The following is a 25,849-nucleotide window of genomic DNA, read 5'->3' as shown; positions in this document are numbered from 1 at the left end:
GTCACGGTACAAGGGCAGGTCGTGAGCATCCCCGGGCGGAGAGCGGTGAGGGGCGGGACGGCATCTCCGCCGTCCCGCCCCTCGCCCTTGCCGCGTGTCCGTCAACTCACCTCAGCGCCTCAGGCGAAGAGCCCCGGCAGCGTCCCCTCGTACGCCTCACGGATCTCGCCAAGCGTCAGGGTGAACTCGCCCTGCAGCTCCACGGCGTCACCGTCGACCACGCCGATGCGTGTGGCGGGAAGGCCCCGCGCCCCGCACATGTCGGTGAAGCGCAGCTCCTCGGAGCGGGGGACGGACACGACCGCCCGCCCTGCCGACTCACTGAACAGCAGGGTGAACGCGTCGAGACCGTCCGGGACGACCAGGCGCGCGCCCTTCCCGCCACGGAGGCAGGACTCGGCGACGGCCTGCGCGAGACCGCCGTCGGAGAGGTCGTGCGCGGCGTCGATCATGCCGTCGCGCGAGCCCGAGATGAGGATCTCGGCGAGCAGCCGCTCGCGCTCCAGGTCGACCTTCGGGGGGAGCCCGCCGAGGTGGTCGTGGACGACCTGCGACCATGCCGAACCGCCGAACTCCTCGGAGGTGTCACCGAGGAGGTAGAGCAGCTGGCCCTCTTCGGCGAAGGCCATCGGCGTACGCCGCGCGACGTCGTCGATCACGCCGAGCACCGAGACGACCGGGGTCGGGTGGATGGCCGCCTCGCCCGTCTGGTTGTAGAGCGATACGTTGCCGCCGGTCACCGGGGTGCCCAGGATCTGGCAGGCGTCGGCGAGGCCACGGGTGGTCTCGGCGAACTGCCACATGACGTCCGGGTCCTCGGGCGAGCCGAAGTTCAGGCAGTCCGAGACGGCGAGCGGCCGGGCGCCGGTCGCCGCGACGTTGCGGTACGCCTCCGACAGGGCCAGCTGCGCGCCGGCGTACGGGTCGAGCTTCGAGTAGCGGCCGTTGCCGTCGTTGGCGAGGGCGACACCGAGGCCGGACTCCTCGTCGATGCGGACCATGCCGGAGTCCTCGGGCTGCGCGAGCACCGTGTTGCCCTGCACGAAACGGTCGTACTGATCCGTCACCCACGCCTTGGAGGCCTGGTTCGGCGACGCGACGACCGCGAGCACCTGGTCGCGCAGCTCCTGCGAACTGGACGGGCGTGCCAGCTTGCCCGCGTCGTCGGCCTGGAGGGCGTCCTGCCACTTCGGCCGGGCGTAGGGGCGCTCGTAGACCGGGCCGTCGTGGGCGACGGTGCGCGGGTCGAGGTCGACGATCTTCTCGCCGTGCCAGAAGATCTCCAGGCGGTCGCCGTCGGTCACTTCACCGACGACGGTGGCGATGACGTCCCACTTCTCGCAGATCGCGAGGAAACGCTCGACCTTCTCGGGCTCGACGACCGCGCACATGCGTTCCTGCGACTCACTCATGAGGATTTCCTCGGGAGTGAGCGTGGAGTCGCGAAGGGGTACGTCGTCCAGCTCGACGCGCATTCCGCCGGAACCGTTGGACGCCAGCTCGGAGGTCGCGCAGGAGAGGCCCGCGGCACCGAGGTCCTGGATGCCGACGACGAGCTTCTCGGCGAAGGCCTCCAGGGTGCACTCGATGAGGAGCTTCTCCTGGAAGGGGTCACCGACCTGCACGGCCGGACGCTTCGACGGCTTCGTGTCGTCGAAGGTCTCGGAGGCCAGGATCGACGCGCCGCCGATGCCGTCACCGCCGGTACGGGCCCCGTAGAGGATGACCTTGTTGCCGGGACCGCTGGCCTTCGCCAGGTGGATGTCCTCGTGGCGCATGACGCCGATGGCACCGGCGTTCACCAGCGGGTTGCCCTGGTAGCAGGCGTCGAAGACGAGCTCGCCGCCGATGTTCGGCAGGCCAAGGCAGTTGCCGTAGCCGCCGATGCCCGCGACGACACCCGGCAGGACACGCTTGGTGTCGGGGTGGTCGGCGGCGCCCATCCGCAGCGGGTCGACGACCGCGACCGGGCGTGCGCCCATCGCGATGATGTCGCGGACGATGCCGCCGACACCGGTCGCCGCGCCCTGGTAGGGCTCGACGTACGACGGGTGGTTGTGCGACTCGACCTTGAAGGTGACCGCGTAGCCGTGGCCGACGTCGACCACACCGGCGTTCTCGCCGATGCCGACGAGCATCGCGTCGTTTTCGGGAGCCTTCTCGCCGAACTGGCGCAGGTGGACCTTGCTGCTCTTGTACGAGCAGTGCTCGGACCACATGACGGAGTACATGGCGAGCTCGGCGCCGGTCGGGCGGCGGCCCAGGATCTCGCGTACGCGTGCGTACTCGTCTTCCTTCAGGCCCAGTTCGGCCCAGGGCAGCTTGACCTCGGGGGTCTCGGCTGCGTGCTTGACGGTGTCCAGAGTCATCAGACGTTGACCAGCTTCTTCAGGATCGAGGTGAAGAATCCCAGGCCGTCGGTGCGACCGGTCCCGACCAGCGGCTCGACGGCGTGCTCGGGGTGCGGCATGAGGCCGACGACGTTGCCCGCGGCGTTCGAGACACCGGCGATGTCGCGCAGCGAGCCGTTGGGATTGCCGTCCAGGTAGCGGAAGACGACCCGCCCCTCCGCCTCGAGCATGTCGAGGGTCCGCTCATCGGCGACGTACCGGCCGTCGATGTTCTTCAGCGGTACGGAGATCTCCTGCCCGACTTCGTAGTCCGCGGTCCAGGCGGTGTTGTCCGCCTCCACGCGCAGCTTCTGGTCGCGGCAGATGAAGTGCAGGTGGTTGTTCTTCAGCATCGCGCCGGGGAGCAGGTGGGACTCGGTGAGCACCTGGAAGCCGTTGCAGATACCGAGAACCGGAAGCCCTGCCTTCGCCTGCTCGATGAGCGGCTCCATGACGGGCGAAAACCGCGAAATGGCGCCGGCCCGCAGATAGTCGCCGTACGAGAATCCGCCGGGAAGCACCACGGCGTCGACCTGCTTCAGGTCCTTGTCCCGGTGCCAGAGCGGCACGGCTTCGGCGCCCGCGAGACGGACGGCGCGCTGGGTGTCGCGGTCGTCGAGCGTTCCGGGGAAAGTGACGACTCCGATTCGAGCAGTCACTTCTCTTCCTCCACCTTTACGAAGAAGTCCTCGATCACGGTGTTGGCGAGGAAGGTTTCCGCCATCTCGTGGATACGGGCGAGGGCCGCGTCATCGACGGGCCCGTCCACCTCGAGTTCGAAGCGCTTTCCCTGACGTACGTCGGCGATCCCCTTGAATCCGAGGCGCGGCAGTGCACGCTGCACCGCCTGGCCCTGGGGGTCGAGGATCTCCGGCTTGAGCATGACGTCGACTACGACGCGTGCCACTGGCACTCCCGGTGTGTGGTGCTGGCTGAGCGGTCCCTTCAGACTACCCGCACAAAAATTCTACTCGCGTAGATTCGTAGAAACCTACGTGAGGACGGTCACGTTCCGGCTCATACTCGCGTATCGAACGGGGCACCTTCGCGAAAAATCCAGGAAAAGATCACGCATCACCATTGCGCGTGGACACGCGGGCGGATTTAGTCGGGCTTCACAATGCAATGCCGAGCACTGTACAAAGGAAATGGCATTAGCCGATGCTTTGCACAAAACAGTGCCCCTAACAGCCGGACAGTCGGCATCGCCGCACGTCACGTGCGGTCGAGCCGCACGAAGGGACCGATATTCGTGGCGCAGCGTGTCGTGGTCACTCTCTTTGACGACATCGACGGCGGGGAAGCGGCGGAGACGATCGCCTTTGGTCTTGACGGCAAGTCGTACGAGATCGACCTCAGCCAAACCAATGCCAAGAAACTGCGCAAGGCACTCGCCCCGTACCTCGACGCCGCCCGCAAGCAGTCGAAGTCCGGCAAGGCCTACCGCCACACCGCGGTAGCCGCGGACCCCGCGGCCGTCCGCGCCTGGGCCCGCTCGCACCGGATGGACGTGCCGCCCCGCGGCCGCATCCCGAAGAAGGTCTACGAGGCCTTCGACGCGGCCAACTGACCTGGGCCGGCGCTCGGCCTTCCGGGCCCCTCGGCCACCAACTTGACCTGCACCCCCGACGGTCGGCTAAAGTCTGGAGCACGCCGAGGGGCAAGGCCGAAAGGCCCGAACCCCACGGAGTCTTGCGGGTGTAGTTCAGTAGTAGAACATCCCCCTTCCAGGGGGAAGGCGCAGTGTGCAATTCCTGTCACCCGCTCTGCATCGCTTACGGCCCCCTCCAGGGGGTGCGGTAGGCTGGTGCTCGCGCCGATCAGTGAGAGCTGGTCGGAGGCAATGCGAACGTAGCTCAGTTGGTAGAGCGCAACCTTGCCAAGGTTGAGGTCGCGAGTTCGAACCTCGTCGTTCGCTCCAGACAAGAAGGCCCCGGTCATCGCGACCGGGGCCTTCTTCGTGTCCCCCGGGCCCGCGCCCCCGTCCCACATCCGCCCCCCTTCTGACATTTGTCATGCGAGCCGGTGACAGCGCGCACTGCTCCGGCCTCCGCGGCCGGGGGACGCTCTCCCTATGACTGACCAAGTGATCGACGTGACCGATCTTCGGCGCGTGTACGGGGGCGGTTTCGAGGCTGTCCGGGGAGTCTCGTTCTCCGTCGGACGAGGCCAGCTCTTCGCACTGCTCGGGACCAATGGCGCCGGCAAGACCTCCACCGTCGAACTCCTCGAAGGGCTCGCCGCTCCCGCCGGGGGCCGGGTGCGGGTGCTCGGGCACGATCCGTACACCGAGCGCGGCGCCGTGCGGCACCGGATCGGCGTGATGCTCCAGGAGGGCGGCTTCCCCTCCGAACTGACGGTCGCGGAGACCATTCGGATGTGGGCCGCCTGCACCAGCGGTGCCCGCCCCGCCGCGGAAGCCCTGGCGATCGTCGGGCTCTCCAAGCGCACCGACGTACGCGTGAAGATGCTCTCCGGCGGTGAGAAGCGGCGGCTCGATCTGGCGACCGCTCTCATCGGGCGGCCCGAGGTGCTCTTCCTGGACGAACCCACGACCGGACTCGACGCCGAAGGGCGCTGCGAGACATGGGAGTTGGTGCGGGCGCTGCGCGACAACGGCACGACCGTGCTGCTCACCACGCACTACCTCGAAGAGGCCGAGAACCTCGCCGACCGGCTCGCGATCCTCCACCAAGGGCGGATCGCGGCCGAGGGACGCGTCGCCGACGTGGTGGCCGCGCAGCCCTCCCAGGTCTCCTTCACCCTGCCCGACGGGTACTTCGTCGGGGACCTGCCGCCGCTCGGCGAGCTCGGGGTGAGCGGGCACGAGACGGTCGACGGACGGATCCGGCTGCGTACGCACGAGTTGCAGCGGACGGCCACGGGGCTGCTGCTCTGGGCGCGCGACGCGCAGGTCGAACTCGGCGGGCTCGATGTGCGGGCGGCCTCGCTGGAGGAGGCGTTCCTGCGGATCGCGCGGGACGCCGAGAGTGCGGCCGACGCCGCGGAGAAGGAGACGGTGGCATGAGCGCGCTGACGGCGACAACGGAAGCGGCGACCAGGCAAGCGGTGACGACTCCCGCCCAGCGGATGGCCGCGCTCGCCCGGGCCGAGCTGACGCTGCTCGGGCGCAGCAAGGGCACCTTGTTCGCGGCCCTGTTCGTACCGGTGGTGATGCCGTTCAGCCTGCGTCAGGTCGCGGGCGACATGGACCTCAAGGGCACGGGTCTCTCGGTCGGGTCCATGGTGGTGCCCGGCGCCATCGGGTTCTCCCTGCTCTTCGCCGTGTACTCGGCGCTGACCACGGTCTACGCCGCCCGCCGCGAGGAGCTGGTCCTCAAGCGGCTGCGCACCGGGGAGCTGCGGGACCCGGAGATCCTTGCCGGGGCCGCGCTGCCCTCGCTCGCCATCGGCGTGATCCAGAGTGTCGTCCTCGCGATCGGCTGCGTCGCGCTGCTCGACGCGGGGGCGCCGAGCGCACCCCATTACGCCGTCATCGGGGTGCTGCTCGGCCTGGTGATGTTCGCCGCCCTGGCCGCGGTGACCGCCAGCTTCAGCAAGTCCGTGGAGTCCGCCCAGGTCATGGCGATGCCGTTGGCGTTCGGCTCGATGTTCGGGTCCGGGCTCTTCATCCCCTTCGAGATCATGCCCGACAAGCTCGCCGCGGTCTGCGAGCTGCTGCCGCTCTCTCCGGTGATCGAGCTGGTGCGCGGCGGCTGGACCGGGAACCTTTCGGCGGCCGACGCCCTCGGGGCAGTCGTCACGGCGGTGGCCTGGACCGCGGTCTCGGTGTTTGCTGTACGACGATGGTTCCGCTGGGAACCCAGGCGCTGAGAAGGAGGCAGGGGTGATCGGCCGGATCCGGGAGGTGCAGCGCGGCTGGCACGGGCGGAGCAAGATCGCCAAGGTCGAGTTCCAGAGCATGGCCATGTGGCACGCCATGCCGTGGCTCTTCTACTTCACCTGGGGTTCGGTACCGCTGGCCCTGAGCCTGCGGCCCGACCCGCCCGCGGTGATCCTCGGCTGGACCCTGATCGCGGTGGCCACCCTGCAGTGCGTGCACGCCAACCTGTCGCTGCGGCGCTCCCTCGACCACTACCTGGGGCGCGCGGACCTGCCGCGCCGCGACCTGGCCGTGGCGGGTGCGGGCATGGTCGTCACGCTCGGCCTGGCCATCGCCCTCCAAGCCGTGGACGGCGCCAAGGACGGAATGCTCACCCTGGTCACGCTGTTCGCTCTGATCCCCTACGGGCAGGCACTGGCCTTCGCCGTACCGATACGGACCTTCGCCATCCGGTTCGCCGTGATCGACGCGGTGACGGTGGCCGCGCTCGCCGCGGTCGGCGTCCGTGGCGGGCAGCTCCCCACCACCGCCACGGTGATCGTCTTCGGCGGCCTGATCGCGCTGCTCTCCTCGCGCTGCGGCGCCTGGACGCTCTCCGTGATGTGGGAGGCCGACCGCGCCCGCGAGGTCGAAGCCCGGCTCGCGGTCGCCGAGGAACGGCTGCGGTTCGGCCGGGACCTGCATGACGTGATGGGCCGCAATCTCGCGGTCATCGCGCTGAAGAGCGAACTCGCGGTGCAGCTCGCCCGACGCGGGCGGCCCGAGGCGGTCGACCAGATGGTCGAGGTGCAGCGGATCGCGCAGGAATCGCAGCGGGAGGTCCGGGAGGTCGTACGCGGCTACCGCGAGATCGACCTGGGGGTCGAGCTCGCCGGCGCGCAGGGCGTCCTGGAGGCGGCGGGGATCGTCTGCCGGGTGAGCGGCTCATCGGCAGGGCTGCCGGCTCGTGTGCAGTCGGCGCTCGGCTGGGTCGTACGGGAGGCGGCGACGAACGTGCTGCGGCACGGCGACGCCAAGCGCTGCGGCATCACCTTGGCGGTGGCCGACGACCGTACGACGCTGACCGTGGAGAACGACGGGGCGCCCGACAGCGCACCCAAGAGCGCCGGATCCGGTCTCGCCGGGCTTCGGGAGCGGCTCTCCAAGGTGGGCGGAACGCTGGAATTCACCTCCGGCGACGGGGAGTTCCGCCTGAGCGCGGAGGTACCGCTGCGACCGGTCGTACGCGACGCCTGCCCACCGGAAGGGGAGCGTGGGCGGGATCAAGGAGAGCGTGGGCGGGATCAGGAAGAGGTGGCTCTGTGAGCGTTCGTGTGCTGCTCGCCGATGACGAGCACCTCATCCGGGGCGCGCTCGCCGCGCTGCTCGGGCTTGAGGACGATCTTGTCGTGGTCGCCGAGGCCGCGTCGGGGCCCGAGGCGCTCGCCATGGCGCGGGCCCATCGGCCCGATGTGGCCGTGCTCGATCTGGAGATGCCGGGCGCCGACGGTGTGAGTGTGGCCACATCCCTGCGGGATGAACTGCCGCACTGCCGGACCATGATCGTGACGAGTCATGGCAGACCGGGGCATCTCAAGCGGGCGCTCGCGGTGGGGGTGCGGGGCTTCATGCCGAAGACCGTGAGCGCCCAGCGCCTCGCCGAGATCATCCGTTCCGTTCACGCAGGTAACCGCTATGTGGACCCGGAATTGGCGGCCGACGCGATCTCCGCGGGGGACTCGCCGCTGACCGCCCGTGAGGCCGAGGTGCTCGAACTGGCCGCCGACGGGGCGCCCGTCGCGGAGATCGCCGAGCGGGCCGCGCTGTCCCAGGGGACCGTCCGCAACTATCTCTCGTCGGCCGTCACGAAGACCGGGGCGGAGAACCGTCACGCCGCGGTGCGTCTCGCACGCGAGCGGGGTTGGGTATAGTTGGCATCGCGCTTCGGCGCAGCGCGGACGTAGCTCAGTTGGTAGAGCGCAACCTTGCCAAGGTTGAGGTCGCCAGTTCGAACCTGGTCGTCCGCTCCACAGAAAGAACCCCCGGTGCCTCTCGGCGCCGGGGGTTCTTTCGTGTCGGTTCGTTCGCTCGCTTGCTTGCTTGCTACCAGGCCATGCCCGTCAGGCGCTCGTACGCCTCGATGTACTTGGCGCGCGTGGCGTCCACGACGTCCTGCGGGAGCGGGGGCGGCGGCTGCTCGCTCTTGCGGTCCCAGCCGGAGGCCGGCGAGGTCAGCCAGTCGCGGACGAACTGCTTGTCGAACGACGGCTGGGCGCGGCCCGGCTCCCATGTGTCCGCGGGCCAGAAGCGGGAGGAGTCCGGGGTCAGGACCTCGTCGGCGATCACGAGCTGCTCGCCGTCGAAGCCGAACTCGAACTTCGTGTCGGCGAGGATGACGCCCCTGTCGCGGGCGATGTCACGGGCCCGGCCGTAGACCGCGAGGGTCGCTTGGCGGAGCTGGGCCGCCGTCTCGGCTCCCACTTGGCGGGCCACTTCCTCGTAACTCACGTTCTCGTCGTGCTCGCCGACCTCGGCCTTCGTGGCGGGCGTGAAGATCGGCGCGGGCAGCTCCGAGCCGTCGCTCAGGCCGTCGGGCAGCGCGAGGCCGCAGACGGTGCGCGAGTCGTTGTACTCGACCAGGCCCGAGCCCGTCAGATAGCCGCGGGCGACGCACTCGACCGGGACCATCGACAGGGACTTGCAGACCGTGGTGCGGCCCTCCCACTCGGCGGGAGCGCCGGGCGGTACGTCCGTGGAGATGACGTGGTTGGGGACGAGATCGGCGAGCTGGTCGAACCACCACAGGGAGAGCTGCGTGAGGACCTTGCCCTTGTCAGGGATCTCCGTGGGCAGCACCCAGTCGTAGGCGGACATGCGGTCGCTCGCGACCATCACGAGATCGCCCGCCTCGTTCTGGTACAGGTCGCGCACCTTGCCGGTGTGCACATGCACCAGGCCCGGGACCTGCAGCGGCTCGGGCTTTTCTACGAATCCGGACACGGTTCCTCCCCGTGGTTCTGACTGAGTGCTGCTGATTCTCCCGCATGGGGAGGCAGCTTTTGGCCAGGGGTTCTCCTGGCCGGGTGGGGGCGGGCCTCAGTCTCTTTTGCAGATGCGGTCGAGGAGGTTGGCCGTGGCCCGCTGGACGCGGTGGTCCACATGGCCGGGGCGGTCGAGCGCCGGTGACCAGGCGAAGGTGCCGGAGGCGAAGACCAGGGCGCCGGAGGGGGCGCGGTAGAGGGACGACTCCTGGTGGCGGGTGACGCCGTCGCTGTCCTCGTACGGAGAGTGCGCGAGGAGGATGCGGCCCTCGTGCTCCGGGAGCGGGGTGCGCGGGAAATAGCGGTCGGCCTCGCCCGCGACCAGGCCCTCGATCTCGTCCCCTTCGTGCGCGCCCGTCGCTTCCCACAGCCAGTGGTCGGCGTTGCGCACGACGAGCGGGGCGGGCTCGGGGACCCGGCCCGCGTACTGAATGCCGAGGAGCTGCTGCTCCGCCTTGTCCTGCTCCCGCCAGAGGGCCGGTCTGCCGGGGCCGTTGCGCTTGCGGCAGGTGAGGAGGCGGTCCTCGACGCCGGACGGCGAAGGGCCCAACTCCACCTGCCAGTACATGGTGTTGGCGGAGAGGAAGACGAGGGAGGTGCCGTGGTCGCGGGCCTTCTCCGCGGTGCGGCGCATGTTCGACGACCAGTACTCGTCGTGGCCCGGGAAGACCAGGCCCCGGTAGCGGGTCGGATCGATGCGTCCTGCGTGCAGGTCGCGGGTGTCGGCGTACGCGAGGTCGTAGCCGTACCGCTCGGCCCAGCGGATGAAGTCGTAGGCGTGGCCCACGTGCAGGGGCAGGCCCGCGCCCGCGTAGGGGCGGTCGAAGGAGACCGTGTGGGCGGCCTCGCTCTCGCCGAGCAGACGGCCTTTCTCGTCCCACGCGTGGTAGAGGCTGGCGCCTGTACGACCGTCCTCCGGATAGAGGTTGTAGGCCTGCCAGGTGATGTCCGGCAGGAGGAGGAGCAGGTCGGCCCGGTGGTCGTCGCGGACGGTGAACGGGACGTGCGAGCGGTAGCCGTCGACCGTCGTGAGGACCGCCACGTACGCCCCGACGCTCCAGTAACTCGGGATCTGCAGCCGCCAGGAGAGCCACCAGTGATGGCAGGAGACCGTGCGGTCGGCGGTGAGCGGGGGCGGCTGGACGATGCCGGAGAGGCGGGGGCTCGTACTGATCTTGCTGGCGCCGTCGCCGCCGTAGTGCCCGATGCGGTAGATGTCCATGCTGAACTGCTGGGGCGGGTCCACCGTCACGTGGAAGTCGATCGCCTCGCCGGGGGCCGCGGCGCCGGTGGAGGCGAAGCCCTTGATCTGGCCGTGTACGTCGTCGGCGGTGCGGGGGCCGTTCGTACGCGTACGGGAGGAGCGGGGCGCGGGGATGTCCTGCGCGCCGGGGGCCGGGGCGTGGTCGATGTACCAGGGCACGACTTGGCCGGTGTCGTCGAAGTAGTACTCGGCGCCTCGGAGCCAGGGCAGCGGGCCCTGCCCGAAGGGGTCGGTCACGGCGTGCGCCAGCGCGCCCGATTCCCACCTGCGGATCTGCTGCGACCCCATGTGTGTACCCCTCCCTCGCTACTCCCCCGAGATCGCGCTGCGCTGTGCCGTACGAGTTGCCGTGCCGCTTTGCGTTGCCTTGCGTCGCCTTGCGGTGCCTTGCGTTGGTGCGGTGCCGGCGGTGCTGACAGGCTCCGTCCGGCGGTCGATCCCAGCACATCACATTACGCACGCACTCCGTCACCGTTCGTCGCTAATCGACGGGAACGGAACGGATGCTTCCGGGTGTGGGGTTGCGCATGGGGGGCGTGGGGCGATCTCCGCGCCACTTCGGGGGAGGTTTTCGGGGGAGGTCGCGGGGGCTGTGCTCCCCGGTGCTCCCCGTGACGGTCAGACCAGCCTTACCGGCTTCTCCGGACGGACACCGAGGCGGGCCAGCCAGCCCCGCAGCGGGATGGGGTTGCCGTCCTCCACGAGGCTCAGGACGTGCGGTGCGAGGTCCGCCGCGCGCTCTCCGTCGATCAGGAGGGACGGGCCGTCCAGCCAGTCGAGGCCGGGGGCGGCGCCCGCCGTGTCCACGGCCGCGCAGCAGACCAGCGCCGTGACGTGGTCGGCCAGCAACTCCCTGCCCGTACGCGGCGGTTGGAGCGGGAACAGCGGCAGCATGCCGTCGTCCCAGAGCGCGTCGTCCGGGCCCTGCCCCGTGGGAGCCGGGCGAGGCGGGGCGGCGGCTTCCTCGCGGGCGAGTTCCGCGGTGAGACCTGCGGCGAGGGTTCCACCGGGGCCGTCCGCGGGCTCGTCGCCGTCCTCGGGGTCCTCGCCGCCCAGGGCGGGATCGGCGCCCAGGACGGAGCCGGGGGCGCGCTCGGGGGCGGTCAGGGCTTCGGCTTCGGCTTCCGCTGCGGCGGCTGCTGCTTCGGCTTCGGCCGCTGCGGCTTCCGCTTCGGCCAGCTCGACCGCCGTGACCGGTTCCGTGAACTCGAGTTCCGTGAGGCCGGGGCCCTCCGCCGTCAGGTGGTCCAGTACACGCCCCAGGGTGGGGCCCTCGGACTCGGACGTGTCCGCTCCCGCCGATTGACCGACGCCCAGGGTGTCCAGGACGCGGTGGAGGCGGGCGGCGTCCATGCGCCACTTCCGGTCGACGACCTCGTCCGGATACTCCTGCCACGCCACCGGCGCCCAGTCAGGGCTCTGCTCGGCGGGGCCGCCGTGGAAGAGGCGGGCGGCGAGCAGCGAAGCCGCCTCGTCCACCGAACCCGGCTCCTCCAGAAGATCGCAGGCGGGGCGCTCGCCCAGGCGGGACGCGAAGCCCTCGGCCAGGCGGTCCCTGCGGGAGAGCTCGGTGAGGGCGGAGACGACTCCCGCGTCCAGCCGCGAGGGCCAGCGGCCCATGCGCCACGCGGGCAGCGCCACCTTGGTCAGGAGCCGGTCCCACCCGGCATACGCCAGGCCCACCTGCTCCTGGGCGACGATCCGCACTCCGTAGTCCACGGCCTGTGCGCGCTCGGCGGCTGCTGCCGCGACCCCGCGCTCCATCTCCCCGGCATGCCCTCGGCAGCTGCGCAGGAGCAACCGCACGACCCAGCCGGCGCCGCCGAGCACCACGCGGGTGAGCGGATTGCGCCCGGGGGCGGACGTGACCGCCACCGCCGCGTCCAGGCCCCGCACGAAACGCCGGGCCGCGGCTATGTCGGGGTGCGCCGAAGGTCCCGTACCGGCCACGACCGGGGCGAGCACCGCGCGCAGCTCACCGACCCGCATCCACCACAGGAACGGGGAGCCGATGACGAGCACCGGAGCGACGGGCGCGGCGCGGCGCGAGGCGGGACCCCCGTCCCGTACGCCCTCGCCCTTGTCCTTGCTCTCGTCCTCCTTCTTGGCCTTGTTCTCGGCCGACGCGGCGTCCGCGGGCGGGCCGTGCGCGAGATGCGCACGGTCCTCGAGCCAGCTGTCGCAGTCCGGGGTGAGCGCTATCGCCGACGGCGCCGGCACGTCGAGACGGTCGGCGAGGTCCCGCACCAGGCGGTACAGATCGGGGGCCGAGCCCTCGGCGATCGGGACGGTGGGGCTGACGGCGGGGCTTGAGCGCGCGACGACGAGCGCGATGCCCGCGGCGGCAAGGAGCACGAGAACGGCGACGGCCGACACGACGACGCGCGCGACGTCCCAACTCCCGCCGGTGACATGGCCCGTGGCGCCGCCCGCGAGCAGCACGACGGCGACGGCCGCGGGCAGCAGTGCGACGGCCAACGCCCTGCTGCGGATGCGCAGCACGGCGAGCGCCTGGGAACGCGCGGACTGCGCGCCCACCTCCACACCCGTACCTGACACGACCGATGTCACCCCCTGCTGCCTGCTCCGCCTGCTGCCCGGCCGGGGGCCGGGGCGGTGGGCGGACGGCAGCCGCCGATGGATTTGCTCACTCCCCCACTGTGGCACCCGCCACTGACATCGCAATGCCGGTGGTCTGTTTGGCTATGGGTGCCTGAACCGCTTGCGCCGCACCCTAGTTGGGGTGCGGGGCATCGTCAGCCGGATGGGCCAGCGGTCACTCGATGGAATGGCTTTGGGCAGAGGTGGATGACGATCAGGCCCCGGATCCAGTGTCAGATCCGGGGCCTGTGAGCCGTTCGCGAGCGTCTGCGGCTACGCCTCCGAGGCCGCCTTCGCCGCCTTCGCAGCGATGTCCGTACGGTGCTGGGAGCCATCGAGGTGGATGCGGGACAGCGCCGTGTACGCGCGCTCGCGGGCCTCGGTCAGGTCCGTGCCGGTCGCCGTCACGGAGAGCACACGGCCGCCCGCGCTGACCACGGTGTCGCCGTCGTGCTTCGTCCCCGCGTGCAGGACGTACGCGTCCGGGGCATCCTGTGCCGCGACGTCGCCGAGCCCTTCGATGGGGTCGCCGGTACGCGGCGTCTGCGGATAGTTGTGCGAGGCGATGACCACGGTGACCGCTGCGTCGTCGCTCCAGCGCAGCGGGGGCAGGTCGACGAGGGTGCCGTTCGCGGCGGCCAGCAGGACTCCGGCGAGCGGGGTCCGCAGACGGGCCAGGACGACCTGCGTCTCGGGGTCGCCGAAGCGGGCGTTGAACTCGATGACGCGTACGCCGCGGCTGGTGATGGCGAGGCCCGCGTACAGCAGCCCGGAGAACGGCGTGCCCCGGCGGCGCAGCTCGTCGACGGTCGGCTGGAGCACGCTCTGCATGACCTCGTCGACCAGCTTCGGGTCGGCCCAGGGAAGCGGCGAGTAGGCGCCCATGCCCCCGGTGTTCGGGCCCTCGTCGCCGTCCAGGGCGCGCTTGAAGTCCTGCGCGGGCTGGAGCGGTACGACGGTGATGCCGTCCGTGATGGCGAAGAGCGAGACCTCGGGGCCGTCGAGGAACTCCTCGATGACGACGCGGTCGCAGGCCAGCGCGTGGGCGCGGGCAGCCTGGACGTCGTCGGTGACGACGACGCCCTTGCCGGCGGCGAGACCGTCGTCCTTGACGACGTACGGAGCACCGAAGGCGTCGAGCGCCTCGTCGATCTCCTCGGCGGTCGTGCAGACGTAGGAGCGGGCGGTGGGCACCTGGGCGCCTGCCATCACGTCCTTGGCGAAGGCCTTGGAGCCCTCGAGCTGGGCGGCCTCCTCGGAGGGACCGAAGCAGGGGATCCCGGCGCCGCGTACGGCGTCGGCGACTCCGGCGACCAGGGGCGCCTCCGGGCCCACGATCACAAGCTCGGCACCGAGCCGGGTGGCGAGGGCGGCCACCGCGCTGCCGTCGAGGGCGTCGACCGGGTGCAGCTCGGCCACGTCCGCGATGCCGGCGTTGCCGGGGGCGCAGTACAGGGCGGAGACGTCGGGGTCGAGGGACAGAGAGCGGCACAGGGCGTGTTCGCGGGCACCACTGCCGATGACGAGGACCTTCACGGGCGCCAGCCTAGCCCGGCGCGGGCTGTGCCTTTGTACGGGTGGCCGAGGTGGGGGGCTTCTGGGGGCTGTACGTTCCTCCAGAACCCGGGGGTGGGAGGTGCGCTCGCAGGGGCCCTGTGGTGATCAGGGCTGATCAGGGTTCGTTCGTGAATTCCTCGACGATCGTGGCGCCCAGTTCGCGGACGATCAGGTCGTGGCCCGAGAGCGCCGAGTCGACCAGGTCCGGGTCGTCGTCAGCCCAGGTGTCGTCCTCCGGCGATACGTGGTCCGGGGCGGCCCTGCGTTCCGGCGCCCGGGCGGGTGCCGGAGCCGGGGTCGGCGCGGGGGCCGGGGTGGGCGTCGCTGCGGGCGGCGGGGGCGCCGACTGGTGCTGCTGCTGTTGCTGGTGGTGCTGTTGCTGCGGGGTCGGGCGCGAGGGCGCCGGGGCGCTGCCCCCGAAGTTGCCCGCGGCGGGCGGCGGCGCCGAACCGCCGGACGGGTCGACGATCGCCTCGACCTTCCACGGCAGCCCGAACTGCTCGGACAGCGCCTGCCGCAGTACGTCCTCACTGCCGCTGCTCGCGAAGTTGTCCCGCGCCCCCGCGTTGACGAAGCCGATCTGCAGGGTCGTCCCGTCGAACCCCGCCACCTGGGCGTTCTGGCTCAGCAGGATCCAGGTGAAGCGGCGGCGGCCCTTCACCGCGTCGAGGATGTTCGGCCACAGGGTGCGGGGGTCGGGCCCGCCTGCTGGCGCCGCCGGGGCAGCCGCGGGAGCCGAGGCGGGGGCCGCCTGCGGGGGCTGCGAGCTCTGCGGGGGCTGCTGCGGGGCGGGGGCGCCTCCGCCCGCGGACGCGGCGGTGGGCCAGCCGCCCGGACGGGGAGCGGCGGGGGCCTCGGGCGCGGCGGGAGTGGCAGGGGCAGCGGGCGGGGCGGAAGTGGGCGCCGCCGGACCACTCCCCGGCGCCGAAGCCGTGGGCCACCCTCCGGGGCGCCGCTCACCGGACGGCGCGGGCGCTTCCGGGGCGGGAGCGGGAGCCGGGGCCGAAGGCGCAGGAGCCTGCGCAGAAGCAGGAGAGGCTGCGGCTGGGGCCGGGGCCGCAGGTTCAGCGGAACCCGGAGCCCCTTGCCCCCCTCCGCCGCCCCGCACGGCCGCCCGCGCAGCCGCAGCCCCGACCGCAGCCCCGCCCCCCGGCTGCGGCACGCCAGGCTGCTGCGCCCCCGCATGGGCGTCGGGCCCGGGAACGTACGCCATAGCGGGACCAGGACCACCGCCGTGGCCGCCCTGGACACCCCCGCCCTGACCACCCGCCACGAAGTTGCCGCCACGCTCCAGCCGGTCGAGGCGGGCCATGAGCGAGCGCTCGTCGTCGTACGCGGCCGGAAGCAGCACGCGCGCGCAGATCAGCTCCAGCTGCAACCGGGGCGAGGTCGCCCCGCGCATCTCCGTGAGGCCCTCGTTCATCAGGTCGGCGGCGCGGCTGAGCTCGGCGCCCCCGAAGACGGCGGCCTGGGCCTGCATCCGCTCCACGACGTCGACCGGGGCGTCGATGAGCCCCTTGTCCGCGGCGTCCGGCACCGCGGCGAGGATCACCAGGTCCCGCAGCCGCTCCAGAAGGTCGGCGACGAAGCGCCGCGGGTCGTTGCCGCCCTCGATGACGCTGTCGATGACTTCGAAGGCGGCAGCCCCGTCCCCGGAGGCGAAGGCCTCGACCACGGAGTCGAGCAACGAGCCGTCCGTGTACCCGAGGAGGGACGTCGCCATGGCATACGTCACACCGTCCGACGCGGCACTGGCGAGGAGCTGGTCCATGACGGACATCGAGTCACGCACGGAGCCGGCGCCGGCGCGCACGACCAGCGGGAACACACCGTCCTCGACGGCCATCCGCTCCTGCCCGCACACATCCGCCAAGTACTCACGGAGCGTGCCGGGCGGCACGAGGCGGAACGGGTAATGGTGCGTACGCGACCGGATCGTCCCGATGACCTTCTCGGGCTCGGTGGTCGCGAAGATGAACTTGAGGTGCTCCGGCGGCTCCTCGACCACCTTCAGCAGGGCGTTGAAGCCCGCCGGGGTGACCATGTGGGCCTCGTCGATGATGTAGATCTTGTAGCGACTGCTCGCCGGGCCGAAGAAGGCCTTCTCGCGCAGGTCACGGGCGTCGTCCACACCGCCGTGCGAAGCGGCGTCGATCTCGATGACGTCGATCGAGCCCGGACCGTTCCTCGCCAGGTCGCGGCAGGACTGGCACTCGCCGCAGGGCGTGGGAGTGGGACCTTGCTCACAGTTGAGACAACGGGCCAGGATGCGCGCGCTCGTCGTCTTGCCGCAGCCGCGCGGACCACTGAACAGGTAGGCGTGATTGACCCGGTTGTTGCGCAGCGCCTGCTGCAACGGGTCGGTTACATGCTCCTGCCCGATGACCTCGGCGAACGACTCCGGGCGATAGCGGCGGTACAACGCGAGAGACGACACACATACGAGGTTATAGGCGCCCACTGACAACCTGTTCCCCCCGGAACGCAAAGCGCCCCCCACGCACCCGCCAGAGCCAACCTACCCTTGCTGCCTTCCGGCCCTGGGGGAGTTCAGTCAGATAGCGCCACGTGAGGGGCTGGCCCCCACCCTAGCCGATTCCCAGGGCCGGAAGCCACGCCGGTCGGACCCCGGGGTCCGACTCGGGACGGTGCCGGGACGATCTCGGGAGCGATCTTGAGGTTGAGGGCGGAACACGTTCGCGAGCACTCCTCAACGTCTTGTATTGTTTGCGGCGGAGGATTCGCCTAGTGGCCTAGGGCGCACGCTTGGAAAGCGTGTTGGGGGCAACCCCTCACGAGTTCGAATCTCGTATCCTCCGCCAGTGCCTCACCGGGCACGATGTCGAAGGGCCCCACCGTTCGCGGTGGGGCCCTTCTTCGTGGGTGGTTGCAGTTTTGGTTTGCAGTTGCCCGGCGGAGCAGGTCGCGGGTGGGTTTCGTACATGCAGACGGCGACGATCAGGCCGGAGGCGGCGGGGAGGGCGGCGCGGCGGTCTTGGCCCGCTCGTCGTGTCCGCAGGCGACCTCTGATCGTTGCCGCTTGACCTTTCGCGTCTTGCGCAACAGAGGGTGTGGCCCCTAGACGGTCAGCTCGGCCAGTGCCGTGCACAGGCTTGTGGTGTCCTCGACTGCTCGGCGGCAGATAGCTTCGGAGATGACGAGACGCTGGCCGACCCGTGCGGACGACGTGGGGATCTTTCGCAGGTATTTCTCGTCGACGATGCCGTCGTTGTGGGTGAAGACGTGGCGGGCGGCCCAAGTCTCGATGAGGCGCTGCCAGGTCTCCGGTCCCAGAATCCCGCGTGGGTCGGCGTACCCAGCGGCCACTAACAGATCGGCCGTGTCGTCGAGACGCTGAAAAACGTTCCCCCTGCCCCGGAGCCGGTCGGCGGCATCTGTCACCGCAGCCTCGAACACAGCGGAGGTCAGGGCCTCGACAATCCCCACGACGTTCTCAATCGTGTCGACCCAACTGCGGGTGAAGACCCCTTGTTCGCGCAGGACCGCCTTCGTCTCGTCGGCCACGGCATTCAGGGCGTCGAGGCGCGCCGTCTCGGCTTGGAGGGCGTCGAAAGCGACCGATTCGGCGGGAAGCCGACCACACACGGGGCAGAATCGGTGCTCGTCGAAGACGGCATAGCGAACCTGGCAGTCGGTGCACGTGCGGACTCGGGCCAGTCGCTCTTCGTCGATGCCCGGAAGGGGGCGCGGGTAGAAGGGCTTCTCCTTGTACGAGATGGAGAGGCCGGACCGGCGTGAACTGCCCCTCGACAGACCTCGGAAGGCGTCGCTCAGGGCCTGGCTCACGATCTGCATGCCGAGGTCACCCACAGCCCGCATGACGCGATCCCGTTGTTGGGCGGTCATGAACTCCGAATGCTCCTGATGGTGGCCGCAGTAGACACACCAGAGTTCGAGGTCGTCGGACAGGGCTTTGTAGTCCTCCCCGTTCATCCGGAAGCTCATCGAGCACTCGGGGCACTGGCGGCCGAGGTACCCGTCCTCGTCAAGGGGCACGCTCACGTCAACCCTGAACTCATCACCCTGATTGCTCACGATTTCCGCGCCTTGCGGCATTCTGAACCCGCGTCTGTTCCGCATGAGTTGATTGTGACGCCCGGCACTGACAACGGGCGGTCTTGCACGTGGCCAAGACAGGCCAGTGAAGCCGGCGGAGACGCGCAGTTGCTGTGGGCCCGCCGCTTTAGCCGCTAACCCTGCAGACTAGTTCGAGGCCGCCATCGACGAAGAGCAACCTGACTCTGCCTGATCTCAGGCACCCCCGTCTGATGCTGTTTCCAGACCGTCACCTTTCCTCCGGAAGACACTTAAATTGAAGACCAAATTTCTCCTTGCTCTCCGCCTGTCGACTTTGCTTCGTCGATCCAGCCGTCAAGAAGAATCAGACGCTTGTTAAGCGTATCCACTGTCGCCTGCTCAATGTTATCCTCACCGAAAGCGACATGTAGGCGACGGTGAATATTTCTGTGAGGCTGGCGCGTAAGAGCAGCCAGGTGTCCAACTTTACGGTTCACCACGGCTCTCAGCTCTTTCTTCCGCTCGACGAGCGGTTGTTCCTTCACGACGGGCCAGGGCTTTCCATCTCCGATCTGGTTCCCCGCCAAGCGCATGAGGCGGACGATCGCGGAAGGTTCAGCGCTAGCGGGAAGCCCGGCTTCCCAACCTAGACGTCGCGCGTTCAGTAGGATTCTTTCGCCAAATGCCTCTCCGCTATTGATGGTGTAAGGGTGCACGGACTGCGATGAGCCGATCACCTCCACCCGGCGGGGCAGTACAGGAGACCGACTTTTACTGTCGTACACAGATTCCCCTACGGCGTGACGAGACCGAACCCTCTCCTCCTCATCGCATAGCACATGCTGCACAGTCATTTCAATCCGCGCAGCCGGGTCAAGGAGTGGCTGGATTGTGGGAATGAATACACGCGCGCATAGGTCATCGTCATCACCACGTCGACGGATGCATCGGCCGACAACCTGGCGGAAGAACAACTCCGTTCGGGTACGGGTCGCGTAGACGATCACGCCCAACCGGGGGATATCGACACCCTCGGCAACCATCTGCACTGCAACGATCCAGCGCGAGGAGTCGGACGCGAACTCGAAAATTCTCTTGGACGCACTTGGGGCATCCGAGATAGCGACCGTGGCGGATTCCCCCGTAATTTCCTGGAGAATCGCGGCATAGGCGCGGGCATGCTTCTGGTTGGTCGCCAGAACCAGACCACCAATGTCCGGGGTGTCTCGCCGAATCAGTGACAGCTCGTCGTTAGCCCGACGTAGAACCGACGGAATCCAATCCTTGCTGGGGTCAAGAGCTGCCGTCAGGGCATGAGAGATGGTCTTGGGGTCAGTCTCGGACAGTTTCTTCGCCACTGCATGTTCGGACGCAAGACGCCACCTGGCTTCGCCGTCCAAGGCCGGAAATACCACCGGCCGAACGACTTCCTGATCTTGCAGGGCCATGCCGTAGTCATAGTTAATATCGGAAATTACACGCCGCTCCTCGTCATAACGCAGAAACGGGATGGGTTTTGCATCAGTTCGAAAAGGAGTACCGGACAGCATGAGGCGCCGATGCACTCCACTGAACGCCGCGAAAAGCGCCGGGCCCCAGGTCAGGTGTTCGGAGTCTCCGGCATGGTGCACCTCGTCGAGAATGACCAAGCACGGACGACTTAGCTCGGTGGCCATTCGCTCCCACACGCCTGGATCAGTTGCCACAGACTGGTAGGTCGTCACCACGCCGTCGTAATCCGGTGCTGTTCTCTTTTTCGCATTGACGAATGCAGGATTGAGCTTGATTCCCTGGTGGGCTGCGGCTTTCGCCCACTGACCTTTTAGATGGTCGGTTGGAACAACAACGACGATCCAGCCGATCTCGCCCCGATCCATCATGGCCTGGGCCGCAAGCAGAGCAAAGGCCGTTTTGCCTGCACCTGGCGTCGCTACAACCAGAAAGTCGCGGTGCGTCCCCAAGAACCGACGCAATCCGTCGTCCTGCCACTGCCGCAACCGCATATGCCTGAACCTTCCGTGCTGTCTACGCCCCTGCTATTGACCAGGGCATGCCAGGGCCACCAACACAGCAAGGATCAGGAAGAAGGCTGCAAGTAGTGTTGGTCGCCAGGTAGTGACGGGGCCACCGCCGCAGTGCCGTGGAGGTCCTCAGCATTGCACCGTGCCGATGACCTCAACCCGTTTGGCGGACGTTGCAAGTGGGGGGTACGACAGCACTAGTGGGGCGCGCGGGTCAGACGATGCGCCGGCACCAGTCTCACAACAGCCCTACCGATCCAGTGATTCCAGCCGTGCTACAGCTCCCGTGGCCTCAGTCCTGGTCTCATTCGCCGATGTACAGCACCGTTCAGAAGGCCGAACTGCCCCACCTGCGCCGCAGGCGAGAACGCCCTTACACACCCCTCAACCCCCGAACGAAGATTTGGAAAGCGTGTTTGGGCAACCCCTCACGAGTTCGAATCTCGTATCCTCCGCCAGTGCCTCACCGAGCACGATGTCGAAGGGCCCCACCGCTCATGGTGGGGCCCTTCTTCGTGGGTGGTTGCAGTTGCCCGGCGGAGTCTCCACGCATCTGCTGTGGTGTGGACGACGACACGCGTCCCGTACCCCGTCCTCTGACACTGCCCAGCTCAGACCTCGGCTGAGATTCCGAACTCCGCCCCTGAGATACCCGCCAGCGAAGCCGTCGCCACTCGGAGTGGTTCCTGCAGGGCGTTCAGGTCCAGGCGGAACGTCTCGGCGTGATCCCAGGCGCCCTCGTGGTCCAGCGGGCTGGTGTGGGGCGGACGCCGGCCCTCCCAAGCCTTGAGGAGGGGGTGCCAGCGGGTCATGAAGGGGCGGAGGATCTCGTTCAGGAGATGGTCCGCCACCGACTGGACGGAGGGGGCCGCGCTCGGTTCCAGGCCGATGCTGTAGCGGTGCAGCGTGTCGCGGGTGAACGGGAACAGGCTGTTCAGGGAGGTGAGCGCCTCACGCAGGCTGCCGCTGCCGTCCGGGAGCTGCTGTACGCCGATGCGGCTCACCAGTTCGACCTGCAAGTCGAAGGCAGCCATCCGCTCGGCCTCGCTGACCGTCATCGGCAGGCTCTCCTTCCGTACGCCGGGAACCGGGAGTCCGGGACCTTCCAGCGTAGCGGCCGTGGCTCCGAGGCTGGAGAGGACCGCACGGCGCAGTGTCTCAGCGCGGGCCGAGGCGCCTTCGTGGTGGAGCCAGGAATGGGCCGTGACCGGGTGCAGGCGGTGCGGGTAGGGGGTGAGCAGTCCGCGGGCGGTCAGCTCGGCCAAGCCGGCACTCGCACGACGCAGGGCTACGGCACGCGGCAGCCGATCGGCCACTGCGAGGACGGTGGCCGCGGTCTCGGCCGTGACCGGCAACGGGGACAGGGCCAGTGCGCAGCGCAGCACATCCTGGGCCTCGGCGGGTGCCGTCAGAGCGTCGCGCACGTGATCCGCTGTGAGCTCCTCTCCTGCGAGGACGTCGAGCAGCGAACGGCCCGGTTCGTACAGCTGACTGGCCAGAACCGCGGGGCTCTGCCCGGCGCCCACCGCGCGGCCGAGCAGTCCTAGCGCCCCGGGGTGCCCGGCGGCAGCGTCGGCGATCTCCGAGGCGCCTGCCAGGACGGCGGCGACCACGTCGGGGAGGGGTTCCAGGTCGAGGTGTTCGCCATGTCCCCCGTAGGCACGGCTGCGGGTGATCAGCAGGGTGCGGACCAGGGGGTGCGGGGAGGTGAGCTCCGCGACGCCGCGGGGGGACAGGCCATGGGGCACGTCGTCCACGACGTACAGACAGGGGCCGTCGGGTGTCTGCGGCGGCTGCGGTGCGTCGGCGCGGGCCCAGTGCACGCCGCCGGGGAACGCGGCACCGAACCGCAGCGTGTACTCCCGTGCGAGCCGGGTCTTACCGATGCCCGGCATGCCGCGCAACTGCACAGGCCGGGCCGAGGTGCGGCCCGTGACGAGGGGCGCCTCCTGGACGTGCAGAGCGCTGTGCAGGCGCCAGAGTTCGGGCAGCCTGCCGGTGAACTCCCCCACAGCAGGGGGAAGCTCACCGTGCACATGAGGGGGCGCCGAGCCCAGCCGCATGGGGCCGGACACCTGCCGCAGGTGGGCGAGAACGTCCGGGACGAGGGTCTCCGGTTCGCCGTGACGGGTGTCGCGCAGCTCCACAGGGTGAATGTGCGCGGTGTCCGGTTCGGGGTTGACCACCAGGACGCGGCGGCGCGGATCGCCCTCGCCGAGCCCCGCGAGGAATGCGGCGGTCAGCTCCCATTGGCAGGCCGGGCGTTCGGGGTAGCCGGTGGAGTAGTACGCAAGCAGGACGCGGGAGTCGGCGAGCGCGCGGCGGATGGTGTCACTGATACCGGCGAACCCGGCGACCGCGGACTCGTCCGTGAACACCTTGAGCCCGGCCGCGATGAGCTCCTCGTGGAACCGGCGGACGTGCCCGGCGTCTTGGCGGCTGTAGCTGAGGAAGACGTCCCACACGGTGCCATACCCTACTGTGGGAAACCGGGGAGGCGATCATGACGCAGTCCGGCGAGGCGCCGCGGCGGGGGCGTACGGGGCCTTCACAGGTCACGGCGAAACTGACGATCCCTTTCGTCGGTGAGGTGACCGGCCTGTGGGAGCCGGCGGAGGCTGAGCGCACCGCCGCCTGGGAGTTGTACTTCCAACTGGCCAGCCGGGTCGCGGTAGTTCCGCTGGAGCGGGACGAAGGTGTGCTGCGCGAGGCACTCACCTCGCTGTACTCCCTCTATGACGTCACCCGCGGCATCCTGCACGATCACGGCCCGGCCGTCGCCCCGCCGGTGCCACCGGGCCGGCTCACCTTCGGCGTACTGGCGATGGTGACGCTCAACCGCGTGCTGCGGCCTCTGCTGACGGTGTGGCACCCACGGCTCACGGCGTACGAGGCGCTGCGGCCGGAGGGCGCGGATCCAGTGAGTTACGAGCGGGCCTGGTCCGAGGCCGACGAGCTGCGGCGCCAGCTGGACGCCACCCGTCAGGCACTGCGTTCACTGGCACGGACGCTGCAGCAGGTGGCGGAGGTGGGTGACCTCATCGATCTGCCGGTGCCCAGGCCGCCGTTGCCGCCACCGGCTCGTGCTCCGCAGCTGCCCGGCCACCCGGGCCCGCGTCATGGGGATGGGCCCATTGGGGGCACCCCCCCCCCCGCTGATTAGGGGTAGTACACCTCCACGTTCTCGAGTGCATGTTCCCGTGAAGGGTGAGTACGTCTACGTCAGTTCAGCGCTGTCCACCGGTTGCCGGGCCCTTCTTCGTTGTCCGTCTCGCCAAGTCCCGTGACCGTCAGGCCCCGGGGACCCAGTAGTTGTGCACCGTGAACGTTTCGGGCTGCGGTCCTTCGCTGACCGGCCAGCCGAGTTCGGACGCCACCGGCATCATCTTCTCGCCGAAGGCGCTCATGTGCTGCTCGGAATCCCAGACGTCGTAGATGTCCAGGCCGTCACCGTTCGCGCTCGGGACGCAGACGTGGGTGATGCAGCCCTCGAAGATCTCGGGAGTCTCCTGGAGCTTCGCGTTGAGGGCGTCGTACTGGTCGGTGGTGATGCCGGGGACGACTGCGTGCATGAAGATCGCCATGGTGGTTGCTCCTTCGGCGAAGAAAAGCGGGGTGTCATTGCGCCGGCGCGATGTTCTGGTTGGTGTGGAAGAGGTTCGCCGGGTCGTAGGCGTTCTTGATGCGGGTGAGCCGGGCGTAGTGGTCGCGGTAGGTGGCCCGGACGCGGTTCTGGCTCTCTCCCTCGCCGATGAAGTTCACGTAGGCACCGCCCATGGAGTACGGGTGCAGCTCTTCCCAGTAGTCGACGCACCACTGCCTGATCGCCCCGGCGTTGGCCGGGTCCGGGTCGATGCCGCCGATGACCCCGGACCAGACCGCGTCGCGGTAGCCCCACGCGGTGTCGTCCGGGTCGACGCGGCCGGCGGCGCCGTCGACGGGGTAGAGGTGCATGGTCGACAGGGCGGTGGGGAGGTTCTCGGCGTACTTGGCGTGTACGTCGAGGGCGTCGTCGGTGATCCGGTCGAAGAAGTCGCCCCGCCAGTACCACTGGAGGCCTGTGGGGATCAGTTCGTCGAACATGGTCTGCAGCGCCGGGTACGGCATCGGCGCGGTGAAGTGGAAGGCCGGTGGGCCCGCGTCGCTCACGGGGGCCAGCATCTCCTCGGCACGGTCCGGTTCGCCCGTCCAGCACCAGATGACGCCGCACATCTTGTGGCCGTGTATTTCCTCCGGGAACGGCGGGCCCGGCGGAACGGTGAGCGCGGCGAAGAAGCCGTTCAGGTCCTCGGGCGCCTGGGGCAGGAAGTCGCGGTACCAGCGCAGCACCTCTCGGGTCTGGTCGGCCGGCCACAGCGTGACCCCGAGCACCACGTCGCCCACCGGGTGCAGCCGGAAGCGGAACGAGGTGACGATGCCGAAGTTCCCGCCGCCGCCGCGCAGGGCCCAGAACAGGTCCGGGTGCTGGGACTCGCTCGCGGTGACGAAGCTGCCGTCGGCGAGCACCACGTCCGCGGCGATGAGGTTGTCGATCGTCAGGCCGTACTTGCGGGTGAGGTGGCCGTGGCCGCCGCCCAGGGTGAGACCGCCGACGCCCGTCGTCGACATGATCCCGGCCGGGACGGCCAGACCGAAGGCGTGGGCGGCGTGGTCGAGGTCGCCCAGCTGACTGCCGCCGCCGACCCGGGCCGTCTTGGCCACGGGGTCCACGCGAGCCCAGCGCATGGGCGACAGGTCGATGGTGACACCGCCGTCGACCTCGCAGAGGCCTGCGCCGCTGTGGCCGCCGCCCCGGACGGCGAGTTCCAGCCCATGGTCGCGGACGAAGTCCACCGCGGCCATGACGTCCGCCGCGTCCGAGCACCGCACGATGGCGGCCGGATGCCTGTCGATCATCGCGTTGTAGATCTTGCGAGCCTGGGGATAGTCGGGGTCCCGCGGGCCGATGATCGGGCCGCGCAGCGCGCTTCTCATCTCTTCGAGAGTGGCGCCTTGCAGAGTGGCGTCTTGCAGAGGCGCGCCTTGCAGAGGGGCGTCTTCCAGAGTGGCGCCGTCCATGTCGGTCTCCTTGCCGAGACGCGGACCGCTTTCCTGCCCTGGATCTCCCCGGTCCG

19 protein-coding genes, 4 tRNA genes and 1 other RNA gene are annotated in these 25,849 nt (G+C 69.4%); 10 read left to right on the top strand and 14 right to left on the bottom strand.

The features are described from left to right. Positions 1–119: 119 nt before the first annotated feature. The 3 genes from purL to purS are packed head-to-tail and all read right to left on the bottom strand — an operon-like array spanning position 120 to position 3,297. Complete coding sequence (purL, locus tag ACGFX9_RS34385; protein WP_393482383.1) at positions 120–2,369, bottom strand: phosphoribosylformylglycinamidine synthase subunit PurL; 2,250 nt, start codon at positions 2,367–2,369, stop codon at positions 120–122. Next, positions 2,369–3,049: a phosphoribosylformylglycinamidine synthase subunit PurQ gene (purQ, locus tag ACGFX9_RS34380; RefSeq protein WP_393482380.1), complete on the bottom strand. Its 681-nt coding sequence runs from the start codon at positions 3,047–3,049 to the stop codon at positions 2,369–2,371. Before purQ ends, purL begins: the two co-directional genes overlap by 1 nt. Then, positions 3,046–3,297, bottom strand: a complete 252-nt coding sequence (gene purS, locus ACGFX9_RS34375) for a phosphoribosylformylglycinamidine synthase subunit PurS (RefSeq protein WP_135332092.1) — start codon at positions 3,295–3,297, stop codon at positions 3,046–3,048. Before purS ends, purQ begins: the two co-directional genes overlap by 4 nt. Positions 3,298–3,642: 345 nt before the next feature. Here purS and ACGFX9_RS34370 point away from each other — a divergent pair, with 345 nt between their 5' ends. The 8 genes from ACGFX9_RS34370 (at position 3,643) to ACGFX9_RS34335 (ending at position 8,243) form a co-directional block, all read left to right on the top strand. After that, positions 3,643–3,960 (top strand): Lsr2 family protein, encoded by a 318-nt coding sequence (locus ACGFX9_RS34370; RefSeq protein WP_393482377.1) that lies wholly within the window; start codon positions 3,643–3,645, stop codon positions 3,958–3,960. A gap of 124 nt (positions 3,961–4,084) precedes the next feature. Further along, positions 4,085–4,156 (top strand) — tRNA-Gly (locus ACGFX9_RS34365). 79 nt (positions 4,157–4,235) lie between these two features. After that, positions 4,236–4,311, top strand: a tRNA-Gly gene (locus ACGFX9_RS34360). Positions 4,312–4,464: 153 nt separating this feature from the next. Then, on the top strand, positions 4,465–5,418 hold the full coding sequence (locus ACGFX9_RS34355; RefSeq protein ID WP_393482374.1) for an ABC transporter ATP-binding protein: 954 nt from the start codon (positions 4,465–4,467) through the stop codon (positions 5,416–5,418). Further along, positions 5,415–6,224 (top strand): ABC transporter permease, encoded by an 810-nt coding sequence (locus tag ACGFX9_RS34350; RefSeq protein WP_393482371.1) that lies wholly within the window; start codon positions 5,415–5,417, stop codon positions 6,222–6,224. Before ACGFX9_RS34355 ends, ACGFX9_RS34350 begins: the two co-directional genes overlap by 4 nt. 13 nt (positions 6,225–6,237) lie before the next feature. Further along, positions 6,238–7,539, top strand: a complete 1,302-nt coding sequence (locus tag ACGFX9_RS34345) for a sensor histidine kinase (RefSeq protein WP_393482368.1) — start codon at positions 6,238–6,240, stop codon at positions 7,537–7,539. Continuing rightward, the gene (locus ACGFX9_RS34340; RefSeq protein ID WP_393482365.1) at positions 7,536–8,144 is read left to right on the top strand and encodes a response regulator; all 609 of its coding nucleotides are present in this window, start codon (positions 7,536–7,538) and stop codon (positions 8,142–8,144) included. The genes ACGFX9_RS34345 and ACGFX9_RS34340 overlap by 4 nt, the downstream gene beginning before the upstream one ends. Positions 8,145–8,167: 23 nt before the next feature. Continuing rightward, positions 8,168–8,243: transfer RNA gene (locus ACGFX9_RS34335), tRNA-Gly, on the top strand. A 73-nt stretch (positions 8,244–8,316) separates the two neighbouring features. On the opposite strand, the gene ACGFX9_RS34330 is transcribed toward ACGFX9_RS34335, so the two are convergent. The 6 genes from ACGFX9_RS34330 to ffs form a co-directional block, all read right to left on the bottom strand. Continuing rightward, entirely contained in the window at positions 8,317–9,213 is an 897-nt protein-coding gene (locus tag ACGFX9_RS34330) for a phosphoribosylaminoimidazolesuccinocarboxamide synthase (protein WP_393482362.1), read from the bottom strand. Between the two features lie 96 nt (positions 9,214–9,309). After that, positions 9,310–10,806: a N,N-dimethylformamidase beta subunit family domain-containing protein gene (locus ACGFX9_RS34325; protein ID WP_393482359.1), complete on the bottom strand. Its 1,497-nt coding sequence runs from the start codon at positions 10,804–10,806 to the stop codon at positions 9,310–9,312. A gap of 330 nt (positions 10,807–11,136) precedes the next feature. Beyond that, a complete protein-coding gene (locus ACGFX9_RS34320; protein ID WP_393482356.1) occupies positions 11,137–13,077 on the bottom strand; it encodes a hypothetical protein in 1,941 nt (646 codons plus the stop codon). A gap of 315 nt (positions 13,078–13,392) precedes the next feature. Next, positions 13,393–14,655 (bottom strand): phosphoribosylamine--glycine ligase, encoded by a 1,263-nt coding sequence (purD, locus tag ACGFX9_RS34315; protein WP_393482353.1) that lies wholly within the window; start codon positions 14,653–14,655, stop codon positions 13,393–13,395. Positions 14,656–14,791: 136 nt separating this feature from the next. Further along, the gene (locus ACGFX9_RS34310; protein WP_393482350.1) at positions 14,792–17,113 is read right to left on the bottom strand and encodes a DNA polymerase III subunit gamma and tau; all 2,322 of its coding nucleotides are present in this window, start codon (positions 17,111–17,113) and stop codon (positions 14,792–14,794) included. A 45-nt stretch (positions 17,114–17,158) separates the two neighbouring features. Further along, positions 17,159–17,257: signal recognition particle sRNA small type (gene ffs / locus ACGFX9_RS34305), an RNA gene on the bottom strand. A 153-nt stretch (positions 17,258–17,410) separates the two neighbouring features. Between ffs and ACGFX9_RS34300 the strand changes: the two genes are divergently transcribed. Further along, positions 17,411–17,498, top strand: a tRNA-Ser gene (locus ACGFX9_RS34300). 256 nt (positions 17,499–17,754) lie between these two features. Here the strand turns inward: ACGFX9_RS34300 and ACGFX9_RS34295 are convergent. From ACGFX9_RS34295 to ACGFX9_RS34285, 3 genes are all read right to left on the bottom strand, one after another. Further along, on the bottom strand, positions 17,755–18,777 hold the full coding sequence (locus ACGFX9_RS34295; protein ID WP_393482347.1) for a hypothetical protein: 1,023 nt from the start codon (positions 18,775–18,777) through the stop codon (positions 17,755–17,757). A gap of 227 nt (positions 18,778–19,004) precedes the next feature. Then, positions 19,005–20,717 (bottom strand): DEAD/DEAH box helicase, encoded by a 1,713-nt coding sequence (locus ACGFX9_RS34290; RefSeq protein WP_393482344.1) that lies wholly within the window; start codon positions 20,715–20,717, stop codon positions 19,005–19,007. A gap of 629 nt (positions 20,718–21,346) precedes the next feature. Continuing rightward, positions 21,347–23,200 (bottom strand): TIR domain-containing protein, encoded by a 1,854-nt coding sequence (locus ACGFX9_RS34285; protein WP_393482341.1) that lies wholly within the window; start codon positions 23,198–23,200, stop codon positions 21,347–21,349. Between the two features lie 38 nt (positions 23,201–23,238). Here ACGFX9_RS34285 and ACGFX9_RS34280 point away from each other — a divergent pair, with 38 nt between their 5' ends. Next, positions 23,239–23,898: a hypothetical protein gene (locus ACGFX9_RS34280; RefSeq protein ID WP_393482338.1), complete on the top strand. Its 660-nt coding sequence runs from the start codon at positions 23,239–23,241 to the stop codon at positions 23,896–23,898. Between the two features lie 127 nt (positions 23,899–24,025). Here the strand turns inward: ACGFX9_RS34280 and ACGFX9_RS34275 are convergent, their stop codons facing one another. Both ACGFX9_RS34275 and ACGFX9_RS34270 read right to left on the bottom strand, forming a co-directional pair. Then, positions 24,026–24,319, bottom strand: coding sequence for a hypothetical protein (locus ACGFX9_RS34275; RefSeq protein WP_393482335.1), 294 nt, complete (start codon positions 24,317–24,319; stop codon positions 24,026–24,028). A gap of 34 nt (positions 24,320–24,353) precedes the next feature. Continuing rightward, complete coding sequence (locus tag ACGFX9_RS34270; protein ID WP_393482332.1) at positions 24,354–25,793, bottom strand: FAD-binding oxidoreductase; 1,440 nt, start codon at positions 25,791–25,793, stop codon at positions 24,354–24,356. Positions 25,794–25,849: the final 56 nt, after the last annotated feature.

Origin of the sequence: Streptomyces sp. NPDC048436, assembly GCF_043200355.1 — a bacterium.
Taxonomy (GTDB): domain Bacteria; phylum Actinomycetota; class Actinomycetes; order Streptomycetales; family Streptomycetaceae; genus Streptomyces.
Note: the sequence above shows the minus strand (reverse complement) of the source record. Positions and strands in the feature narration are given on the sequence as shown.